This is a genomic window from Rathayibacter sp. AY1E3 (genome assembly GCF_002932235.1).
Classification (GTDB): Bacteria; Actinomycetota; Actinomycetes; order Actinomycetales; family Microbacteriaceae; genus Rathayibacter.
In genome coordinates this window covers 23,431-41,942 of record NZ_PSVN01000010.1, presented here as the reverse complement: position 1 = coordinate 41,942, position 18,512 = coordinate 23,431, and the positions used below count along the sequence as shown (strand labels likewise).

The window sequence follows — 18,512 nt, the reverse complement described above, 5'->3', positions numbered from 1 at the left end:
CCCTTCCAGACAGGAGAGAACGATGACCTCGTCCGACACCACCACCACAGGCGCCCCCCGATCGAGCGGGCGCATCGGCCTCTGGCTGATCGGGGCCCGGGGCAGCGTCGCCACCACGGCCGCCGTGGGCCTGCACGCCATCGCCGCCGGAGCCGCGCCCAGCTCGGGCTGCGCCACCGCGACCCCCGCCTTCGAGGACGTCCCGCTCGCCGGGTTCGCCGACATCGTCATCGGCGGCCACGACGTCTCGCCGACCCCGCTGCTCGAGAAGGCCACGGGCCTCGCGGCCGGTGGCATGTTCCCGACCTCGGTCGTCGCCGAGGTGGCCGACCGGATCGACGCGACCGACGCCGAGATCCGCCTCGCCCCCGCCGACGCCGCGTCGCAGCAGGAGGAGATCGACCGCCGGGCCGCCGACATCGTCGCCTTCCGCGAGCGCCACGGCCTCGCCCGGGTCGTCGTGATCGACGTCGCCTCGACCGAGGTGCTGCCGGCCGACCGTCCCGAGTTCCACGACCTCGCCGCTCTGCGCGCCGCCCTGGCGCGTCCGGGCGAGCGCCTCCTGCCGCCGAGCTCGATCGCCGCCCTCTCGGCCGTCGTCGCGGGCGCGGCCTACGCCTGCTTCACTCCCTCGACCGCGCTGGCTCTGCCGGCCCTGGAGGAGTGGGCCGCCGAGGCCGGGATCCCGATCGCCGGCCAGGACGGCAAGACGGGGGAGACCCTGCTCCGCAGCGTGCTCGCGCCGATGTTCACGGCGCGCGGGATGCGCGTGCTCTCGTGGGCGGGCGCGAACCTCCTCGGCGGCGGCGACGGGCAGACCCTCGCCGACCCGGAGGCGGTGCGCTCGAAGCTCGTCTCGAAGAACCGCGGACTCCGCTCCCTCCTCGGCGACGACGTCGTCACTCCGCTCCACATCGACAACGTCCCGGACCTCGGCGACGTCAAGACCGCCTGGGACCACGTGCACGCGGAGGGCTTCCTCGGCTCGCGGATCACGGTGCAGACGATCTGGTCGGCATACGACTCGGCCCTCGCGGCGCCGCTGATCCTCGACCTCGCCCGCCTGCTGGCGCTCGCGGACGAGGCCGGCGTCTCGGGCCCGGTCGGCGAGCTCGGCTTCTTCTTCAAGGACCCGTGGGGCAGCGACGTGCACGGCTTCGCCGAGCAGACGGCGGAGCTGGTGGCCTGGTCCGCCCGCACCGGCGCGCTCGTCGCCGAGCGCCGCACCCCGGTGACGAGCGGGACGCGGAGCGATGGCTGAGCTGCGCGACTACCTCGAGCTCGTCCGCGCGAAGGCCGCGCTCACCGTGATCGGCGACACCGTCGCCGGCGGAGCGTGGGCGGGCCGCGGCGTGGGAGCGCGCACGGTCGCGCTCCCGCTGTCCTCCGCGCTGCTCTACTCGGCGGGCATGGCGCTCAACGACTACGCGGACGCCGAGCTCGACGCCCGGGAGCGGCCCGAGCGGCCGATCCCCTCGGGGCGCATCCGGCGCTCGGCGGCGCTGGGCACGGCGGCCGCGCTGACCGCGGCGGGGATCGCCGTGGCGGCCGTCGTGGACGGGCGGCGCTCGCTCGCGCTCTCACTGCCGCTCGCGGCCGGGATCTGGTCGTACGACCTGCTCGCGAAGCCGACTCCGCTGGGCCCGGTCGTGATGGCGGCCTGCCGCGGTCTCGACGTGCTGCTCGGCGCGGGCGTCGACGGCGTGCGCGCGGCGGCCCCCGCCTCCGCCGCCGTGGCCGCGCACACGCTCGGCGTCACCGTGCTCTCGCGCGGCGAGGTGCACGGCACCACCCCGGTCGCGGCGGGAGCGGTCTCGGCCGGCACCGCGGCGATCGCGCTGTCCACCGCGGCCGGCGCTCTGGCCGAGCGCCGGGCCGCCCCCGCCGCGGTCGTCGCCGCGGGCCTCGGGCGCTGGCTCCTGCTCGTGCTCACCGCGCAGCTGCAGGCCGTGCGGACGCCGACGGCCGCGGCCGCGCGGACGGCCACCCGCGCGGGCATCACCGGGATGATCCCGCTGCAGGCCGCGCTCGCCGGTCTGAAGCGTCCCGAGCTGGGGGCGGCGCTGCTCGCGCTCGACGCGCTCGGCTCCCTCCTGCTCCGCCGCCCGCGGACGGCGGACATCACATGAGCGCCACCGGACCCGTCCTCGGCTACGGCACCAACGGCTTCGCCGACCACACCCTCGACGACGCGCTCACGGTGATCCACGCCGCGGGTTACCGCGCCGTCGCGCTCACCCTCGGGCACCCGCACCTCGATCCCTTCGCAGCCGACTGGCGCGAGCGGACGCTGGCGCTCCGGTCGCGGCTCGACGAGCTGGGCCTGCGCGTGGTCGTCGAGACGGGCGCGCGGTACCTGCTCGACCCGTTCGCGAAGCACCGCCCCACGCTGGTCGACGAGGAGGCCGGCCCCCGGGTCCGCTTCCTCGAGCGCGCGATCGAGATCGCCGCGCTGCTGGGCGCCGACGCCGTCTCCCTCTGGTCGGGGGTCGTGCCGGCGGGCGCGGATGCGGCCGCGGCCTGGCGGCTGCTCGTCGAGCGGATGCGCGGCGTCGTCGCGACGGCCGAGCGCCACGGCGTGCGGCTGGCCGTCGAGCCCGAGCCGGGGATGCTGGTGGAGACGGTGGCCGACGCGCTGCTGCTGCGCCGCGAGCTCGGCGACCCGGAGTCGGTCGGGCTGACGGTCGACCTCGGCCACTGCGTCGTGGTGGAGCCGGACGGCGTGGTCGGAGCCCTCCGCAGCGCCGGGGACCTGCTGCTGAACGTGCAGGTCGACGACATGCTCCCGGAGCGGCACGAGCACCTCGAGCTCGGCACCGGATCGCTCGACCTCGCGGCCGCCTTCGCGACCCTCGCCGAGATCGGCTACCGCGGGATCGCCGCCGTCGAGCTGCCCCGGCACTCGCACGACGCGCCCCGCCTGGCCGTGGCGAGCCTCGCGGCGATGGAGGAGGCGCTCGGCGGCGCCTCCTCGCACGCCGAGCACCCGTGGACCGCGGCCGCCCGCTCCGCCGTCCTCGAGCGCCCGTCGCGGATCGAGCGCTTCTTCCCCGCCGCGGGCCGCGAGGCCGGACGCGAGCCGCTCCGGCCCGCCGAGGACCCGCACGGCCTCGTCCACGGCACGCACGACGACGCGGCCCGCGCCGCCCTGGTGCAGGCCGCCGCGCAGGCGCTCGGCGACGACGACCTGGCCGCTCTCCTCCTCCGCCTCTACCGGGGCGGGGACGGCGCCGAGCGCCGCGGAGTGCTGGCCGGGCTGAACGCCCTCGGCGACCCGGGACCGGCGACGACCCTCGCCGGCCTCGAGCTGACCGCCGACGCCCTGCGCGCCAACGACACCCGGCTCGTCGCCGCGGCGATGGGCTCCTTCGCCCGCCGCCACCTCGACGCGCACGCCTGGCGGCACGGGGTGCTCAAGCTCGTCTTCCTCGGCGTCCCGCTCGCGGCGGTCGCCGGGCTGGAGGAGCGCAGCGACGCCGAGCTGCGCGCGATGGCCGGCCGCTTCGCGGACGAGCGCCGCGCGGCCGGGCGCCCGCTCCCGGACGATCTGGCGGTGCTCCTGCCGAGCTGACCGCCCCCGAACGCCGCCCCGACCGCGGGGCACCACCACCGATGAGAAAGGCGCGACGATGCGCATCTTCGACCCGCACATCCACATGACCTCCCGCACCACCGACGACTACCAGGCGATGTTCGACGCCGGCGTCCGCGCGGTCGTCGAACCCTCCTTCTGGCTCGGACAGCCGCGCACGAACGTCGGCTCGTTCACGGACTACTTCGACGCCCTGATCGGCTGGGAGCGCTTCCGCGCCGCGCAGTTCGGCATCCGCCACCACTGCACCATCGGGCTCAACCCGAAGGAGGCGAACGACCCGCGCTGCCGGGCCGTCCTGCCCGAGCTCGACCGCTACCTCGCCAAGGACGGCGTCGTCGCGGTCGGCGAGACCGGCTACGACTCGCTCACCCCCGAGGAGGACCAGGTCTTCCGCCAGCAGCTCGAGCTCGCCGGCGAGCACGGCCTCCCCGCGATGGTGCACACCCCGCACCGCGACAAGGAGTCGGGCACCCGCCGGACCCTCGAGGTCGTCGCCGACTCGGGTCTCGAGCCCGGGCGGGTCCTCGTCGACCACCTCAACGAGGTCACCGTCGACGCGGTCCGCGACTCCGGCTGCTGGATGGGCTTCTCCATCTACCCCGACACGAAGATGGACGAGACCCGCCTGGTGACGCTGGTCGAGCGGATCGGGCTGGACCGCGTGCTGGTCAACTCCGCCGCCGACTGGGGCCGCTCCGACCCGCTCACGACCGCGAAGACCGGCCGCCTCCTCCTCGTCGCCGGCTTCAGCGCGGGCGACGTGGACCGGCTGCTCTGGCAGAACCCGGTCGAGTTCTACGGGCAGAGCGGACGCCTGGACCTCTCGCCCGTCGCGGGCTTCGACGTGCAGGAGTCGGCCGGCCGCACCTTCGAGGGCAACTCCGTGCTCCGGGGCGCGCCGCGCGTGGCGGAGGTCGTGTGATGCACCTCTCCTACTGCACCAACGTCCATCCCGCCGAGGACCTGGCCGGGGTCGTCCGCCAGCTCGACGTCTACGCCGGGCCCGCGCGCGTGGCCGCCGGGCTCGCCCTGGTCGGAGTCGGCCTGTGGATCCCGCGCGACCTCGCGGCCCGCCTGGTCGCCAGCGCCGAGGACCGCGCCGTCCTCCGCGCGGCCCTGCAGCGCAACGGCCTGGAGGTGCGCACGCTCAACGCGTTCCCGTACGCCGCGTTCCACGCCGAGGTCGTGAAGCTCGACGTCTACCGCCCCGACTGGACCACGCCGGAGCGCCTGCAGTACACGATCGACTGCGCGCGGATCCTGGCCGACCTGCTGCCCGCCGGCGCCGACGGCAGCATCTCGACGCTGCCGCTGGGCTGGCGCGAGGGCTGGGGACGGGAGCAGGACGAGGCCGCCTGCCGGAACCTCGCCCGGCTCGTCGAGGAGCTGCGCGACCTTCGCCGCTCCACGGGCCACGCGATCCGCCTGGCGATCGAGCCCGAGCCCGGCTGCATCCTCGACACCGTGGACGACGTCGTCGACTGGCTGCACCCGCGGATCGGAGTGGTCGACCCGGCGTACGTGGGCGTGTGCCTCGACACCTGCCACCTCGCCGTCTCCTTCGCCGACCCGGTCTCGGCCGTCCGCCGCATCCGCGACGCGGGTCTGCGCGTGGTCAAGGTGCAGGCCTCGGCCGCGCTCCACCTGGAGGACCCCTCGGGCCGCGCCGCGCTCACGCCGTTCGTCGAGAAGCGCTACCTGCACCAGACCCGCGAGAACGGGATCGACGGGGTGCTCCGCGTCGACGACCTGCCCGAGGCGCTGGACACGCTCCCCGGCACCGGCCCGTGGCGCGTGCACTTCCACGTGCCGCTGCACCACCGGCCGGAGGCGCCGCTCTCGGCCACCACTGCCGTCCTGGCGGAGGCGGTCTCGGCGGTCGACGCCGCCTGGCCGTACGACGAGATCCACCTCGACGTCGAGACCTACACCTGGTCGGTGCTCGCCGACGCCCCGAGCGACCTCTCGACGGGCATCGGCGCCGAGCTCGCCTGGGCGGCCGCGCACCTGCTCACGCCCGCCTCCCGAGAGGCGCTGCTGGCGCCCCTCCTCCCGCAGGCGGCGGCGCTGTGAGGCCCGTGCTGCTGCTCGACGTGGTCGGGCTGACCTCGACGGCGCTCGCCGACATGCCCCGCCTCTCTCGGCTGGCCCGCGCGGGCGGGCGCCTGCCGCTGGACACGGTCCTGCCCGCGGTCACCTGCAGCGTGCAGTCGACCATGCTCACCGGCTCGATGCCCGCGCAGCACGGGATCGTCGGCAACGGCTGGTACTTCCGCGACCTCGGCGAGGTGCACCTGTGGCGCCAGCACAACCGCCTGGTCACGGGAGAGAAGGTCTGGGAGACCGCGCGCCGGCTGAGCGGGGAGCCGTACCGCGCGGCCAACATCGGCTGGTGGTACGCGATGGGGGCGACGACCGACGTCACCGTCACTCCGCGCCCGATCTACCACGCCGACGGCCGCAAGTCGCCGGACGCGTACGTGCGCCCGCCGGCGCTGCACGACGAGCTGGTCTCGCGCTTCGGCGCCTTCCCGCTGTTCCAGTACTGGGGGCCGACCGCGTCGCTCCGCTCGACCCAGTGGATGGTCGACGCGACCCGGCACGTGCTGGCCGGAGACGGCTCCGGACCGCCCGAGCTGACCACGGCGTACCTGCCGCACCTCGACTACGACCTCCAGCGCTTCGGTCCGGACTCGCCCGAGGCGCGCCGGGCCGCGTCGGAGCTCGACGTGGTGCTCGCTCCGCTGCTCGACGACGCGGAGGCGCTGGGCGCGTCGGTGATCGTGGTCGCCGAGTACGGGATCGCCGACGCCGACACTCCGGTCGACGTGAACCGGGCGCTCCGCCGCGAGGGCCTGCTCGAGGTCTACGTGCAGGACGGCCGCGAGCAGCTGGACCCGTGGACGTCGCGCGCGTTCGCCGTCGCCGACCACCAGGTCGCCCACGTCTACGTGCAGGACGCGGCGGACCTGCCGCGGGTGCGCTCGATCCTCGAGGGGCTCGACGGCGTCGACGAGGTGCTCGACCGGGAGGCGCAGGCCCGCTACGGCCTCGACCACGAGCGCTCGGGGGAGTTCGTCGTGGTCGCCCGGCCGGGGGCGTGGTTCACCTACTACTACTGGCTCGACGACGACCGCGCGCCCGACTTCGCCCGCGGCGTCGACATCCACCGCAAGCCCGGCTACGACCCGGCCGAGCTCTTCTTCGATCCGGCCGACCCGCTGGTGAAGGCGAAGGCGGCGGGCAACCTGGCCAAGAAGGCCCTGGGGCTGCGCTACGCGATGAACCTGGTGCCCCTGGACGCGTCGCTCGTGCGCGGCACGCACGGGAGGCTGCCGTCCTCGTCGGCGGACACTCCGCTCGTGCTGGCCTCGGACGCGGACCTGCTGCCGGCCGGAGCCGCGTCGCTCCCGGCCACCGCGGTTCGGGACCTGGTGCTCGCGGCGCACGGCCCGGCCCTCGCGAAGGAGGCGTCGGCGCTCGCGCGCTGAGGGAGGGGACGCCCGGCGGCCTGCGCTCGTGTACGGGCCGTCAGGCGTCGGGGGCTCAGCCGAGGTCGCCGCGGCCCGACGCGAGCTCAGGCGAGCTCGCCGCGGGCCGCAGCGGGCTTCGTCCGGGCCGCCGGGGGCTCAGCGCGGCACGAGCCCGGTGAGCCGCGCCGTCAGCCGCTCGACGGGGCCGGCACCGAGGAACCGCCACCACAGCACGGCGGCCGTGCACAAACCGAGCACGAGGGCGAGAGCGGCGAGCGGAGTGTCGGCGGAGTAGCCGAGGCCCGCCCGCGCGAGCGCTGCGACGAGAGCCACCTGCAGCACGTAGATCGAGAGCGCGAGCGTGCCGATCGCCCGGAGCGGCACCAGCAGCCGCTGGACAGCGGGGGAGCGCGACGTGGTCGACAGCACCACCGCGACGTAGGCCAGGAGCACGAGCCCGAGGTCGTGCAGGGTGTCCGGGAGGCTGCCGGAGGGCGACTCCACGCCGAGCAGGAGCGCGACCAGCGGCCGCACCGGGTACGCGACGACCGCGACCGCCGCGAGCACCGGCAGCAGCCGGTCGCGCTGCGCGCCGTGCCGCAGCAGCAGGGCTCCGAGGAGGAAGAAGGGGAGCAGGTTGGTCGCGCGGTAGCTCGGCCCGGTGAAGAGCCAGACGGCGAGCGGAGAGCCGGGTGCGGCGGCGGCGACCGCGGCGTTCACGGGCCCGGCGGCGAGCGCGAGCACGGCGGCCAGCGCGGCGATGATCCGGGAGCGGAGGAGCAGCAGCGGCGTGCCGAGCACGAGCACGACGCCGAGGTACTGCAGCACGATCGCGATCCAGCTGCCCCAGGTCTCGAGCCAGACGCCGAGCGCCACGAGCACCGCGCCGCGGATCGCGTTCCGCAGCAGCACCCGCCCGGGGGAGGCACCGGGCCGCGCGAGCACCAGGGCCGCCGACATCCCCATCACCAGCGCGAACAGCGGTGACGCGAGATCGTTGACGTTCCACGCCAGGAACCCGACGACCCCCGTGCGGGCGCTCGGCACGAGCGGCATCGCGTGCGCGACGAGCATGGCCGCCACCGCCACTCCGCGCAGCACGTCGGGGGCGACCAGTCGGTCGTGCCGGAGTCGCGGAGCCGTCGCAGTCATCCCGCGAGAGTAGGCGCGCCCCCGCCGCCGCGCCCCGCGCGAGCGCACCTCGCGCCACCGGCCGTCCGCCGGGCCGTCGGCCGCGGCGCCGCCCGCCCCGCCGACGTGCGCTGCTGTCCGCTCCGCTCCGTCGGCCCGGCCTCCGGCCGCCCGCTCCGATCCGTCGCTGACGGCCCGTTCCGTCCTCCCGCACGGGCCGTTCGTGACGGATCGACGCCCGGCGCCCTCCGGCAGGCCCGCGCTCGCTCCGCATGCGGCGCCCAGTCGCGCCCGGCCCGCTCCGATCCGCCGCGGACGGCCCGTCCTGCGCTCCTCCGCAGGCCGTGAGCGACGGATCAGCGCCCGCCCGCGCCGCCGCCTCGCGCGGATCCCCGCCGCGATGCCCCGTCCGTGCCCTCGGCCTGCTCCGATGCGTCACGAACGGCTCCTTCCGTCCTCCCGAAGCGACCGTTCGTGACCCCTCGGCGCCCGTTCGTCCGTACGCGCGCCCGCGCCGCCGCCTCGCGCTCGGCGCCGCCGCGACGTCCCGGCCTGCTCCGATGCGTCACGAACGGTCCCTTCCGTCCTCCCGAAGCGACCGTTCGTGACCCCTCGGCGCCCGCTCGTCCGCACGCGCGCCCGCGCCGCCGCCTCGCGCTCGGCGCCGCCGCGACGTCCCGGCCTCGCCTCGGCCTGCTCCGATGCGTCACGAACGGCTCCTTCCATCCTTCTGAAGCGACCGTTCGTGACCCTTCGACGCCCGTTCGTCCGCACGCCCGCCCGTGCCGCCGCCTCGCGCTCGGCGCCGCCGCGACGTCCCGGCCGTGCCTCCGGCCTGCTCCGATGCGTCACGAACGGCTCCTTCCGCCCTCCCGAAGCGACCGATCGTGACCCCTCGGCGCCCGCCCGCGAGCGGCCCGCACTCGGCCCGCACCGAGCACGACCGGGCATGCTGGACGGATGACCGACGCCGCCCCGTCCCCCGACCGCCCGCGCCGCGCCCGCAGCCAGCACGTGCTCACCGTGCTGCGGACCGAGCGCCTCACCGGTCACCTGGTCCGCGTGCACCTCGGCGGCGACGGGCTCGACGCGTTCCTCGCCGAGTCCGACCCCGAGCGCCTCGCCGCGACCGACCGCTACGTGAAGCTCCTGCTCCCGCCGCGCGGCTCCGACCTCCAGCCGCCCTTCGACCTCGACGCGCTCCGGGCGAGCGTCGCCCCCGAGCAGCTGCCCGTGCGCCGCACCTACACCGTCCGCTCGGTCGACCTCGAGCGGCGCTCGATCGCCGTCGACTTCGTCGTGCACGGCGACGAAGGGGTGGCGGGACCGTGGGCGCTCGCCGCGGCTCCCGGCGACCGGATCGCGCTCTCCGCGCCCGGTGGCGCCTGGTCGCCGAGCGCCGACCCCGAGGCCGTGCACCTGCTGCTCGGCGACGACTCCGCTCTGCCGGCGATCGCCTCCGCCCTCGAGGGGATGTCCGCGCACGCGCGCGGCCTGGTCCTGATCGAGGTGGACTCGGCCGCCGACGAGCTCGCGCTTCCCGCTCCGGCCGGAGTGGAGGTGCGCTGGCTGCACCGCGGCGGTCTCGAGGCCGGCCGGGCGCTGGTCGCGGCCGTCCGGGCCGAGCCGAGGCCCGAGGGCGTGCTCGAGGTCTTCGCGCACGGCGAGCGCACCGCGATGAAGCAGCTGCGCGCCCTCCTGCAGGACGAGTGGGGCGTGGAGCGCCGGGCGCTCTCGCTCTCGGCCTACTGGGCTCTCGGCCGCGCCGAGGACCGCTTCCAGGCCGAGAAGCGCGAGCCGGTCGGCGCGATCTTCGCCGACTGACGCGGGAGCGCACTCCGTCCGCACACCTCCGGGAAGGGACCAGCCTCGGACCCACCTCTACTCCGGTCCCCACGACCGGACCGTCCGATGGCGGTCCGGCCCTGCGAGCCTCGCACCCGCCGCCCCCGCCGTTCTGCGGGCTGCTCGACCGACACGATGAGGAGAGCCCCTGTGGGAGTGCTGATCTTCGGCGCCTGGCGGCGCCGGATCGAGTTCGAGGACCGGACGCTCGCGCACGTGCGGATCGCGGTGCGCGCGCGGATGGAGCAGGGACAGCCGTTCCGCTTGACCTGGAGGACGCTGCAGGAGTCGGAGCCGCGCTCGCACACGATCCTCGTGCAGCCGAACGCGGTGCTGGAGTACCGCTTCGATCGTCCCCGTCTGCACGCCGTGAACCGCCTCTGGCTGCGCGAGCTCCTCACCCCCGCGTCCGGGCGCGACATGGTCCTCGCCGCCGAGCCCGAGCAGGCGCCGCTCCTCGGTGACGACCGTCCGTCCCCGGTTCCCGAGGGAGGGCTCGCGGCCTAGTCGGAGCGGAGCCCCTCAGTGCCGGGCGAGGTCGACCGGGAGCCCGCCCGCGAGGGCGGCGGCGGATCCGAAGAGCAGCGCCCCCACCCCGCCCAGGGCGGTGGCGACGACGGTGTTCAGCACGGCTCCGACGAGCGCGAAGCCCAGCACGTTCGGCAGCGAGAGGATCGCGTCGAGGTCGACCTGATCGCCGACGACCTGCCCGAGGAGCGTGTCGGCCTGGGTGAAGAGCTCCGAGTGCACGAGCAGCGGATGGGCGACCAGGACGGCGACGAGGCCGAGTACCGCGAGCGCGAGGCCGAGCAGGAACGAGAGCTTCACGGCCGACCAGAAGTCGACGTGCACGAGCGTGAGGCGGAGCGGAGCCTGATCGCCGGCCGGCTTCCCGGAGCCGGTCATCGGGCGTCAGCGGCGTGCTGGACGACGTCGACGACGACGAGGGCTGAGGCGGCGGCGAGGGCGAGGGCGCGGTTCACGAGGGTCTCCTGGGGCGGGACGGACGCCGGGAGCAGAGGCTCGGCGGCGTTCTGCCAGAGTCCCGGGCCGGAGGAGTCCGGTGCGTCGTCCGGGAGTCGCGTCCGGTGCGCCTCGGGGATGACCGCGCGTCCGCTGCTCCCTCCGACAGCTCGCCACCCGCCGAGGGCCCCTTCTCTCCGGCGTGCGGTCGACGCGGATCGCCGCCTGCCGCTCGCAGGACCTCCCCCGCGCGGTGGATCCTGCCCGGACACGGAGCGCGGCGCAGGACGCCAGGGCGACCGCCCCACCGGGACTCCCGCGGACACGGATGTTGCATCGCCGCCGCAGCCGGACAGGTACCTGTGACTCCGCGAAAGGGGAACCATGAGCATCCGCTCCCGAGACGACTTCTCCGAGCTGTACCGCGCCCACTACGACGACCTGCCCCGCTTCGTCCGCCGCCGCGCTCCCGCCGCGACGGTCGACGACATCGTCGGCGAGACCTTCCTCGCCGCCTGGCGTCGCCGGCAGGACCTGCCGGAGAACGTGCGGCCCTGGCTGTTCGGCACGGCCCGGCACGCGATCCTCAACGCCGCCCGCGGCGAGAACCGCCGGCAGGCGCTGGCCGTGCGGGTCGGGACCCTCGCCCCGGAGGAGCAGGCCGACCGGTCGGTCGGCGACCGCCTCGACCTGGCGAGCGCGTGGAAGCGGCTGCCCCTCGCCGAGCAGGAGGCTCTGGCCCTCCACGTGTGGGAGGACCTCCCGCAGGCCGAGGCGGCGCAGGTGCTCGGCTGCTCCCGGGCCGCCTACGCGACGCGGCTCACCCGCGCGAAGCGGCGGCTAGCGGCGCTGCTCGCCCCCCCTCGACTCCACCCTCCTCTCCGGCACGGCAGAACGGACCCTCTCATGACCGACCAGCTCCTCGACCTGCTCCGCGCGCACGACGCCGAGCCCCGCACCCCCCTCACCGCTGGCGAGGCCGCACGTCGGGACGCGCTCCTCGGCGAGATCCTGGTCAGCGAGGACGCGGCCGCTCCCCGTTTCTTCCGCCCCCGCGACTGGGCCGTCGCCGGCGCGGCGACCGTGCTCCTGGCCGCCGCCGCCGCAGCCGCGGTGATCGTCGTGGTCCCGGGTCTCATCCCCGGCACCGGCTCCGTCGGGCTGAACCGCGCGGTGCTCGCCTCCTGGACCGCGATCCCCGAGCGCATCCTGCCGAGCTCCGAGCTCGGGCAGTCGGCGACGCAGTGGTGCGCGACGAACCTGCAGAGCCCCAACGGCGAGGCCGGGCCGGCGGAGGTCTCGCACCTCGACGCGCGCGGCGACGCCGCCTCGATGATCTACCGCTTCGACGACTCCCTCTACTACTGCCTCAGCGCCGGGAACGGCGCGGGGATGTGGGAGGTGGCGGACGCCGCACCGGTCGGCCCCCTCGCCGCGGACGCCGTCCAGCTCAGCTCGGCCGGAACCTTCGGAGAGGGGGACGCCGCTCTGATCTACGCGGTCGGCTTCGCGGGCGCGGACGTGGAATCGGTGGTGTTGAACGAGGCCGGCGTCGAGCCGGTCGTCGCGACCCTCGAGGGCGGCTCCTGGACCGCCTGGTGGCCCTCGTCCGACGGTCTCGCCGCCGGGCCCGCCGGCACGGTCACGATCACCACCCGGGACGGCTCGAGCCGCGAGGTCCCCGTCGACTCCCTCTACCGCCCGTGAGCGGGCCGCGGCACTCCCGTTCGGACGGGCCGGAGCAGGAGGGGACGGGTGCGCGCGTCCTGTCCACGCGCTTCACCGACATCCACTACCTCGACGAGGGACCGGAGGACGGCACTCCGCTCGTGCTCGTGCACGGCTTCCCCGACGTCCCCGCCACCTGGGACGGCGTCCTGGAGCTGCTTCCCCCCGGACTCCGGGTGGTGCGCCCCGTCCTGCGCGGGGTCGGGCGGACCCGGGTCGTCGACCCCGGGGCGCGGTCCGGGCAGGTGGCCGCGCTGGCCACCGACCTGCTCGATCTCCTCGAGGCGCTCGACCTCGGGCCTGTCGTGCTCGTCGGCCACGACTGGGGAGCACGGACCGCTCACGCCGTCGCGGCGCTCGCGCCCGAGCGGGTCGGCGCACTGGTCACCCTCGCCACCGCGTACGGACCGTCGAGCGAGCTGAGCGGCGGCGAGGTCCTCGACGCCGCCGCCGCGGCCTGGTACCGCTACTGGCTCTGCACGGCCGCGGGAGCGGAGGCGTTCCGGGGCGACCCGGCGCAGCTCGTCCGCTGGGCGTGGCGGGAGTGGTCGCCTCCGGGCTCCCTCCCGCCGGAGGCCCTGGAGGAGGTCCTCGCGGCGACGGCGACCAGCGGCTTCGCCGACACCGTCGTCGACTACTACCGGCACGGCGCCGGGGAGGCGCCCGGCCGGGCCGTGTACCGCGCCGCGCAGGAGGCCCTCGACGCCTGGCCGCGCCTCGACGCGCCGACGACCTTCCTCCTCGGGACGGCCGACGGCTGCGAGACGCCCGCCCTCGCACGGGCGAACGGCCGGTACTTCTCCGCAGGCCGGGAGCTGATCGAGCTCGACGGCGTCGGCCACTTCGTGCAGCGCGAGGCCCCCCGGGGCGGTCGCGGCCGCGATTCTCCGGCACCTCCGACCGGTCGTTCCCTCACCCGCGCCTCCCGGGACGCGCTAGAGCGTCTGCGGCCGCGGACGGTCCGTGCCCACCCCGCGGACGCTCCTGCTGGAGGCCGCGAGGAGCGAGGCGACGAGGACGACCGCGGCGCAGCCGAGCAGGGTGCGGTCGAGCCCGACGAGGTCGGCGAGCGGGCCCACGAGCGCCTCCCCGAGCGGCACGGCGAGGAAGGAGCCGACCATGTCGTAGGAGTAGACCCGGGCGAGCGCCTCGCGGGGGACGTGGGTCTGCAGCGACTGGTCCCAGGCGATGGCGAAGATCTCGAGCGCGACTCCGCCGAGGGCGAAGGCGAGGAGGAGGGCGGGGAGCGCCGGGAGGATCCCGAGGGCGGCGACCGGGACGGCCGTCACCGCCATGAGGGCGACGCCCGCCCCGAGCGCCCGGCGGGGCCGCCAGCGCAGCGCGATCACGGCCCCGATCACCAGGCCGACGGTCTGCGCGGCGATCACGAGTCCCCATGCCGCTCGGCCGAAGGACCGGTCGGCGACGACCGGGCCGAGGACCGTGGTCGCGCCGACGAACGCGGCGTTGACGGCGGTGAACTGCGCCACGACGATCCACACCCAGCGCCGGCTCGTGAACTCCCGCCACCCCTCGCGGAGGTCGGCGAGGACGGAGGCGCCCGGGCCCGAGCGGACCGTCCGCGGCAGCCGCACACGGGAGTAGAGGACCGCGGCCAGGGCGAAGCCCGCGGCGTCGACCGCCAGCCCCCACCCGGGACCCACCAGTGCGACGAGCGCGGCCCCGCCCGAGGCGCCGACGATGCTCCCGGCGTTCAGGCCCAGGCGGAGCAGGGCGTTGGCCGGGCGGAGCTCGCCGACCGGCACCGTCTCGGAGACGAGGGCGGCCGCTGCGGGCAGGCTCATCGCCGCGACGGCGCCGTTGAGCACGCTGAGCACGACCAGGGCCAGGACGGTCGCCGTCCCCGTGATCACCGTCACGGCGACCGCGGCCTGAGTGGCCGCCGCCGCGAGCGAGGTGCCGATGAGGATCACGGAGCGGGGGAGCCGGTCGGCGAGGACGCCGCCGAGCAGCAGGACGGCGACGTTGGCGAGGGAGCGCGCGGCGACGACGAGTCCGAGGTCCGTCGGCGAGCCCGTCAGGTCCAGCACGGCGAAGGCCAGGGCGATCGGAGCGACGGCGTTGCCGAGGACCCCGGTCGTGCGGGCGGCGAGGAGCCAGCGGAAGGGGCCGTGCGCGAGAGGACCGTGCGCCAGCGGCCCGCGCCCGTCGCGGGTCACGGCCGGCGGAGCGGGAACATGGCGGTCGTCATCGACACCGGCGAGGTACCGGGCGTCCTCGGCGGCCGGGCCGCCGCGTGCAGCAGCGCGGACGCCTCCCCGACGTGCCGCACCACCCGCCGCCAGACCTCGGGGTCGACCCAGAGCTCCGCGTCCGTCGAGAGCTGAGGACCGTCCGCCCGACTCGACGAGCGCCGCCGGAGCTCCTCGATCAGGGCCTCGAGGTGCAGGTCCCGCTCCTCCTCCGGCCCGGCGTCCACTGACGCGGTCACGTCGAAGGGCCTTCCGGAGGCCTCGTGCCGGTACCTCTTCGCCTCGCCGCCCCGCAGGCGCACGGTCTCGACGACGGCCACGAGCCCGGCGCGCTCCAGCACGCGGAAGTGGTAGCTCGCCGTCGCCTGCGACAGCTGCAGCTCGCGGGCGGCCTCCGCGGCGCTCATCGCCGCTCCCGTCACCAGGGACAGCAGGCGGAGGCGGATCGGATGCGCGGTGGCGCGCAGCTCGTCGAGAGAGGACATGCGGCCATGGTGACCGGCGGCTCCCGCACCGTCAAACAGGGCTTTGGGGGTGGGCCGGCGCTCACCGGGCCGCTCCGGTGCACATCGGGCGGCGCTCGCCGGGCCGCTCTGACGAGCGATCCGGAGGCTCCACCGGCGCTTCCCGGCCGCTCGCTCTCCCCAGCGATCCGGGAGCGGGGCCCGGAGTCGTCCTCCGGGCCCCGTCGCTCACACCTGGGCGGTGCCGCTGTCCTCGACCGGGCCGGACGCGTCCGACTCCTCGGTGATCTCGGTGTCGGTCTCGTCGGCGCGGTCGCGGAGCGCGTCGGCCATCGCGCCGGCGCCCTCGGCTCCGTGGTCGTGCTCGACCTGGTCGATCAGGCCGCCGAGCTTCTCGTCGTTGCTGGCGTCCTCGGCTCCGTCCATCACGGGGCTGTTCTGCTCGTTGTCGCTCATGGCGCTCCTCCTGGGTCGACCGGCCTCTGCGCCGGTGGTCCGACGCTACGCGCGCGGCCCGTGCGGTGCAGGTGATCGACGGGAATCGGCCAGTCCGGTATCGAGCGCTCGATGGGCGTTCCCGGTCATCCCCGAGTCGAGCGGATATCGCTTTCCACCCTCCGGAGAAGTGAGCGGATATCGCCTGTCGAATGAGCCCCTATCGCTTTCCGGCGAGGTGAACAGTTCTCTCAGAGAAGTGCCCCTCGGAGACCCTCCCTGCTATGATCGGGCGACTTCTGCACCAGGGACCGGGGGGTCGTTCTCGGCGGACGATCGATCATCCACACGCCTGTTATCTCGATCATCACCAGTGAAGGCGCGTATGGCTTCGTATCTCTTCGTCTGCTCCGGCGGCGGGCATCTCAAGGAGATGTTCGCCCTCTCGGGGCTCCTCGGAGTCGACCCGGAGGAGCAGCACTGGGCGACCGTCGACAGCGCCCTCAGCCGCACCCTCCTCGCCGACCGGCGCGTGACCCACCTCGCCGATCCGCCGCCCCGCGCCGTGGTGCCGGTGCTCCGCAACGCGATGATCGGCCGCTCCCTGCTGGCCCGCGGGTCCTTCGACGCCGTCTTCAGCACCGGCGCCAGCCCCGCCCTCTCCTTCCTGCCGCTCGCGGCCTCGCGCGGCATCCCCGCGCACTACATCGAGAGCGCCGCCCGCGTGCTCGGCCCGTCGATGACCGGTCGGATCCTCGCCCGGGTCCCCGCCGTCTCGACCTACACCCAGTACCGCTCCTGGGCCGACGACCGCTGGAGCTTCGGCGGCTCGATCTTCGACACCTACCGCGTCGAGGACGTCGTCCCGCAGCCGATCCGCCGCGCCGTGGTCTCGGTCGGCACGCAGGACGGCTACCCGTTCCCCCGCTTCTTCGCCGCGCTCGCGCCGCTGCTCGAGGGCGTGGAGGTGCTCTGGCAGACCGGAGCGAACGACGTCTCCGGGCTCGGGATCGACGGCCGCCACTCCGTGCCGCACGACGAGCTCAACGCCGCGATGAAGGCGGCCGACGTCGTCATCGCGCACGGGGGAGTGGGCACCGCGCTCAGCGCCATCGAGCAGGGCCGGGTGCCGATCCTGGTTCCGCGCCGCGCCTCGTTCGGCGAGCACGTCGACGACCACCAGGTGCAGATCGCCACCCGCCTGGCCGACTCCGGCCTCGCGGTCACCGTCGACATCGAGGGCCTCTCCCGCGAAACGCTCGAACTCGCCGCGGCGAGGCGGGTCGTCTCCGCCGATTCCGCCGTGCCCTTCGTGGTGCACGAGACGGCCGAGAAGTCCTCGAGCCTCTCCCGCCGACTCTTCCCCTCCTCCCGCTGATCCCCGCCCGAGCGACCAGACGTGATGAGAACGACATCCACGCGTCATCCGCGGCCCGTACACTCTCGAATGGGTTGGGGGGCCGGACGTCACTTCATGTGCGTCGAATTCGGAATGGTCGGCCGACTCGACACTGATGGCGAAAGCTCCGAAGGATTCTCGATATGACTGACACCCCGCGCGGCCTCTCGCGCCGCCTCCTGCTCGCCGCCTCCGCTGTCGGAGCCGCCGCGACCGCCTCCGCTCTCGTAGCGACCCCGGCGCTCGCCGTGCCGAACTACAGCGTGATCCCGAGGCTTCCGGGCGAGGTCTCGCGCCTCGACACCGCGTTCTCGAAGAACGGCAGGAAGCCTTACGAGATCATCGATGTGAAGATCGGCGGCGACTCCACCCGCCTCTTCGTCCCGCACTCGGCGAAGCCGAAATCAGGCTCCTCGGTGCCGGTCGCCTGGTTCTACCACGCCAGCGGCAGCGACTACACGTCGCTCTACTTCGCCTACAGGTACTCGGCCGATCCACTCGTCGATCTGGGCTTCGTCAGCATCTGCCCGAACTTCGGCGGCCCGAGCAACTACACCAACCCCACGGCGCTCGCCGTGCAGACGGCCGCCACGGCCTGGGTGCAGAACCTCTGGGACGTCCGCGCGAGCTTCCTCCGCTCGAACTCCGGCGGCGGAGCGATGATGTGCTGGGCCTACGCGAAGAAGATGGTGCCGAACATCTACGGGGCGTACCACGCCAGCAGCGTCTTCGACGTCGAGGACCTCGCGGCGCGCGATACCAGTCCGTCGAACCGCGTTCTCGCCGTGTACGGGGGAGACCGGGCGCTGATGCGCGCGACCAACCCCGCCCGGCTGCCGCAGGACGCGTGGAAGGGCATGCGTCTGCGCGTCAGCGCTGGCACGGCCGACAAGCTCGCTCCCGCCGAGCTCCACGGCGGACGCCTGCGTCGCCTGGCGCTCCCCGTCGCCAGGGAGGCGACGATCGCGTACCACAGCGGCGCCGAATTCGATAATGGTCACGTCGTACCGGAATTCACCAACAAGGACTCGGTCGCGACCTTCCGCCGCTGGCTTCAGGAGGGCCCCGCCTGATCCGCGGCAGGACCGACGCGACCCCTCCTCCCCGGGGGTCGGCGCCAGGGTCGAGCAGTGGAGGAGGAGGGCACGGCATCGCAGGCGTCCCAGCCGCCGAGAGGCGGCTCGCGAGGGCATCGCGATCCTCATCGAGGCCGACGGGACCACTCCCGTGAGCGCCGCACCGCCCGCCCCCTCCTCCACCACTCCG

Annotated in this window: 16 protein-coding genes and 1 pseudogene; 12 read left to right on the top strand and 5 right to left on the bottom strand. The window is 75.0% G+C overall.

The annotated features are described in order from the left end of the window. The first annotated feature begins 22 nt into the window (after positions 1-22). Genes C5C53_RS10050 through C5C53_RS10025 form a run of 6 tightly spaced genes read left to right on the top strand, consistent with a single transcriptional unit; the run spans position 23 to position 7,086 of the window. On the top strand, positions 23-1,261 hold the full coding sequence (locus C5C53_RS10050; RefSeq protein ID WP_104222464.1) for an inositol-3-phosphate synthase: 1,239 nt from the start codon (positions 23-25) through the stop codon (positions 1,259-1,261). Further along, positions 1,254-2,129 (top strand): SCO3242 family prenyltransferase, encoded by an 876-nt coding sequence (locus tag C5C53_RS10045; protein WP_208543324.1) that lies wholly within the window; start codon positions 1,254-1,256, stop codon positions 2,127-2,129. Before C5C53_RS10050 ends, C5C53_RS10045 begins: the two co-directional genes overlap by 8 nt. Beyond that, entirely contained in the window at positions 2,126-3,571 is a 1,446-nt protein-coding gene (locus C5C53_RS17450; protein ID WP_104222465.1) for an EboA domain-containing protein, read from the top strand. The genes C5C53_RS10045 and C5C53_RS17450 overlap by 4 nt, the downstream gene beginning before the upstream one ends. A gap of 58 nt (positions 3,572-3,629) precedes the next feature. Further along, positions 3,630-4,517 (top strand): TatD family hydrolase, encoded by an 888-nt coding sequence (locus C5C53_RS10035; protein WP_104222466.1) that lies wholly within the window; start codon positions 3,630-3,632, stop codon positions 4,515-4,517. Beyond that, positions 4,517-5,668: a metabolite traffic protein EboE gene (gene eboE / locus C5C53_RS10030; RefSeq protein WP_104222467.1), complete on the top strand. Its 1,152-nt coding sequence runs from the start codon at positions 4,517-4,519 to the stop codon at positions 5,666-5,668. The genes C5C53_RS10035 and eboE overlap by 1 nt, the downstream gene beginning before the upstream one ends. After that, complete coding sequence (locus tag C5C53_RS10025; protein WP_104267455.1) at positions 5,665-7,086, top strand: alkaline phosphatase family protein; 1,422 nt, start codon at positions 5,665-5,667, stop codon at positions 7,084-7,086. The genes eboE and C5C53_RS10025 overlap by 4 nt, the downstream gene beginning before the upstream one ends. Before the next feature lie 138 nt (positions 7,087-7,224). Here C5C53_RS10025 and C5C53_RS10020 read toward each other — a convergent pair whose 3' ends face one another. After that, positions 7,225-8,220, bottom strand: a complete 996-nt coding sequence (locus tag C5C53_RS10020) for a DUF418 domain-containing protein (RefSeq protein ID WP_104267454.1) — start codon at positions 8,218-8,220, stop codon at positions 7,225-7,227. A 939-nt stretch (positions 8,221-9,159) separates the two neighbouring features. Here C5C53_RS10020 and C5C53_RS10015 point away from each other — a divergent pair. Beyond that, on the top strand, positions 9,160-10,023 hold the full coding sequence (locus C5C53_RS10015; protein WP_104267453.1) for a siderophore-interacting protein: 864 nt from the start codon (positions 9,160-9,162) through the stop codon (positions 10,021-10,023). 171 nt (positions 10,024-10,194) lie between these two features. Further along, a complete protein-coding gene (locus C5C53_RS10010) occupies positions 10,195-10,551 on the top strand; it encodes a hypothetical protein (protein WP_104267452.1) in 357 nt (118 codons plus the stop codon). 15 nt (positions 10,552-10,566) lie between these two features. Here C5C53_RS10010 and C5C53_RS10005 read toward each other — a convergent pair whose 3' ends face one another. Next, entirely contained in the window at positions 10,567-10,950 is a 384-nt protein-coding gene (locus C5C53_RS10005) for a DUF3566 domain-containing protein (protein ID WP_104267451.1), read from the bottom strand. Between the two features lie 441 nt (positions 10,951-11,391). Here C5C53_RS10005 and C5C53_RS17120 point away from each other — a divergent pair, with 441 nt between their 5' ends. Together C5C53_RS17120 and C5C53_RS17600 are read left to right on the top strand one after the other, a co-directional pair. Further along, entirely contained in the window at positions 11,392-12,714 is a 1,323-nt protein-coding gene (locus C5C53_RS17120) for an RNA polymerase sigma factor (RefSeq protein ID WP_181127747.1), read from the top strand. After that, a pseudogene (locus C5C53_RS17600) lies at positions 12,606-13,586 on the top strand (alpha/beta fold hydrolase); the annotation flags it as partial. The gene C5C53_RS17120 and the pseudogene C5C53_RS17600, both read left to right, overlap by 109 nt. 84 nt (positions 13,587-13,670) lie before the next feature. Here the strand turns inward: C5C53_RS17600 and C5C53_RS09990 are convergent. From C5C53_RS09990 to C5C53_RS09980, 3 genes are all read right to left on the bottom strand, one after another. Further along, positions 13,671-14,915 (bottom strand): MFS transporter, encoded by a 1,245-nt coding sequence (locus tag C5C53_RS09990; RefSeq protein WP_258075408.1) that lies wholly within the window; start codon positions 14,913-14,915, stop codon positions 13,671-13,673. Continuing rightward, positions 14,912-15,433 (bottom strand): helix-turn-helix domain-containing protein, encoded by a 522-nt coding sequence (locus tag C5C53_RS09985; protein WP_104260669.1) that lies wholly within the window; start codon positions 15,431-15,433, stop codon positions 14,912-14,914. Before C5C53_RS09985 ends, C5C53_RS09990 begins: the two co-directional genes overlap by 4 nt. Positions 15,434-15,640: 207 nt before the next feature. Further along, positions 15,641-15,868, bottom strand: coding sequence for a hypothetical protein (locus tag C5C53_RS09980; protein ID WP_104222474.1), 228 nt, complete (start codon positions 15,866-15,868; stop codon positions 15,641-15,643). A gap of 364 nt (positions 15,869-16,232) precedes the next feature. Here C5C53_RS09980 and C5C53_RS09975 point away from each other — a divergent pair, with 364 nt between their 5' ends. Together C5C53_RS09975 and C5C53_RS09970 are read left to right on the top strand one after the other, a co-directional pair. Continuing rightward, complete coding sequence (locus C5C53_RS09975; protein ID WP_104324895.1) at positions 16,233-17,225, top strand: glycosyltransferase; 993 nt, start codon at positions 16,233-16,235, stop codon at positions 17,223-17,225. Between the two features lie 164 nt (positions 17,226-17,389). Continuing rightward, entirely contained in the window at positions 17,390-18,319 is a 930-nt protein-coding gene (locus C5C53_RS09970; RefSeq protein WP_104267449.1) for a S9 family peptidase, read from the top strand. The last annotated feature ends 193 nt before the right edge of the window (positions 18,320-18,512 follow it).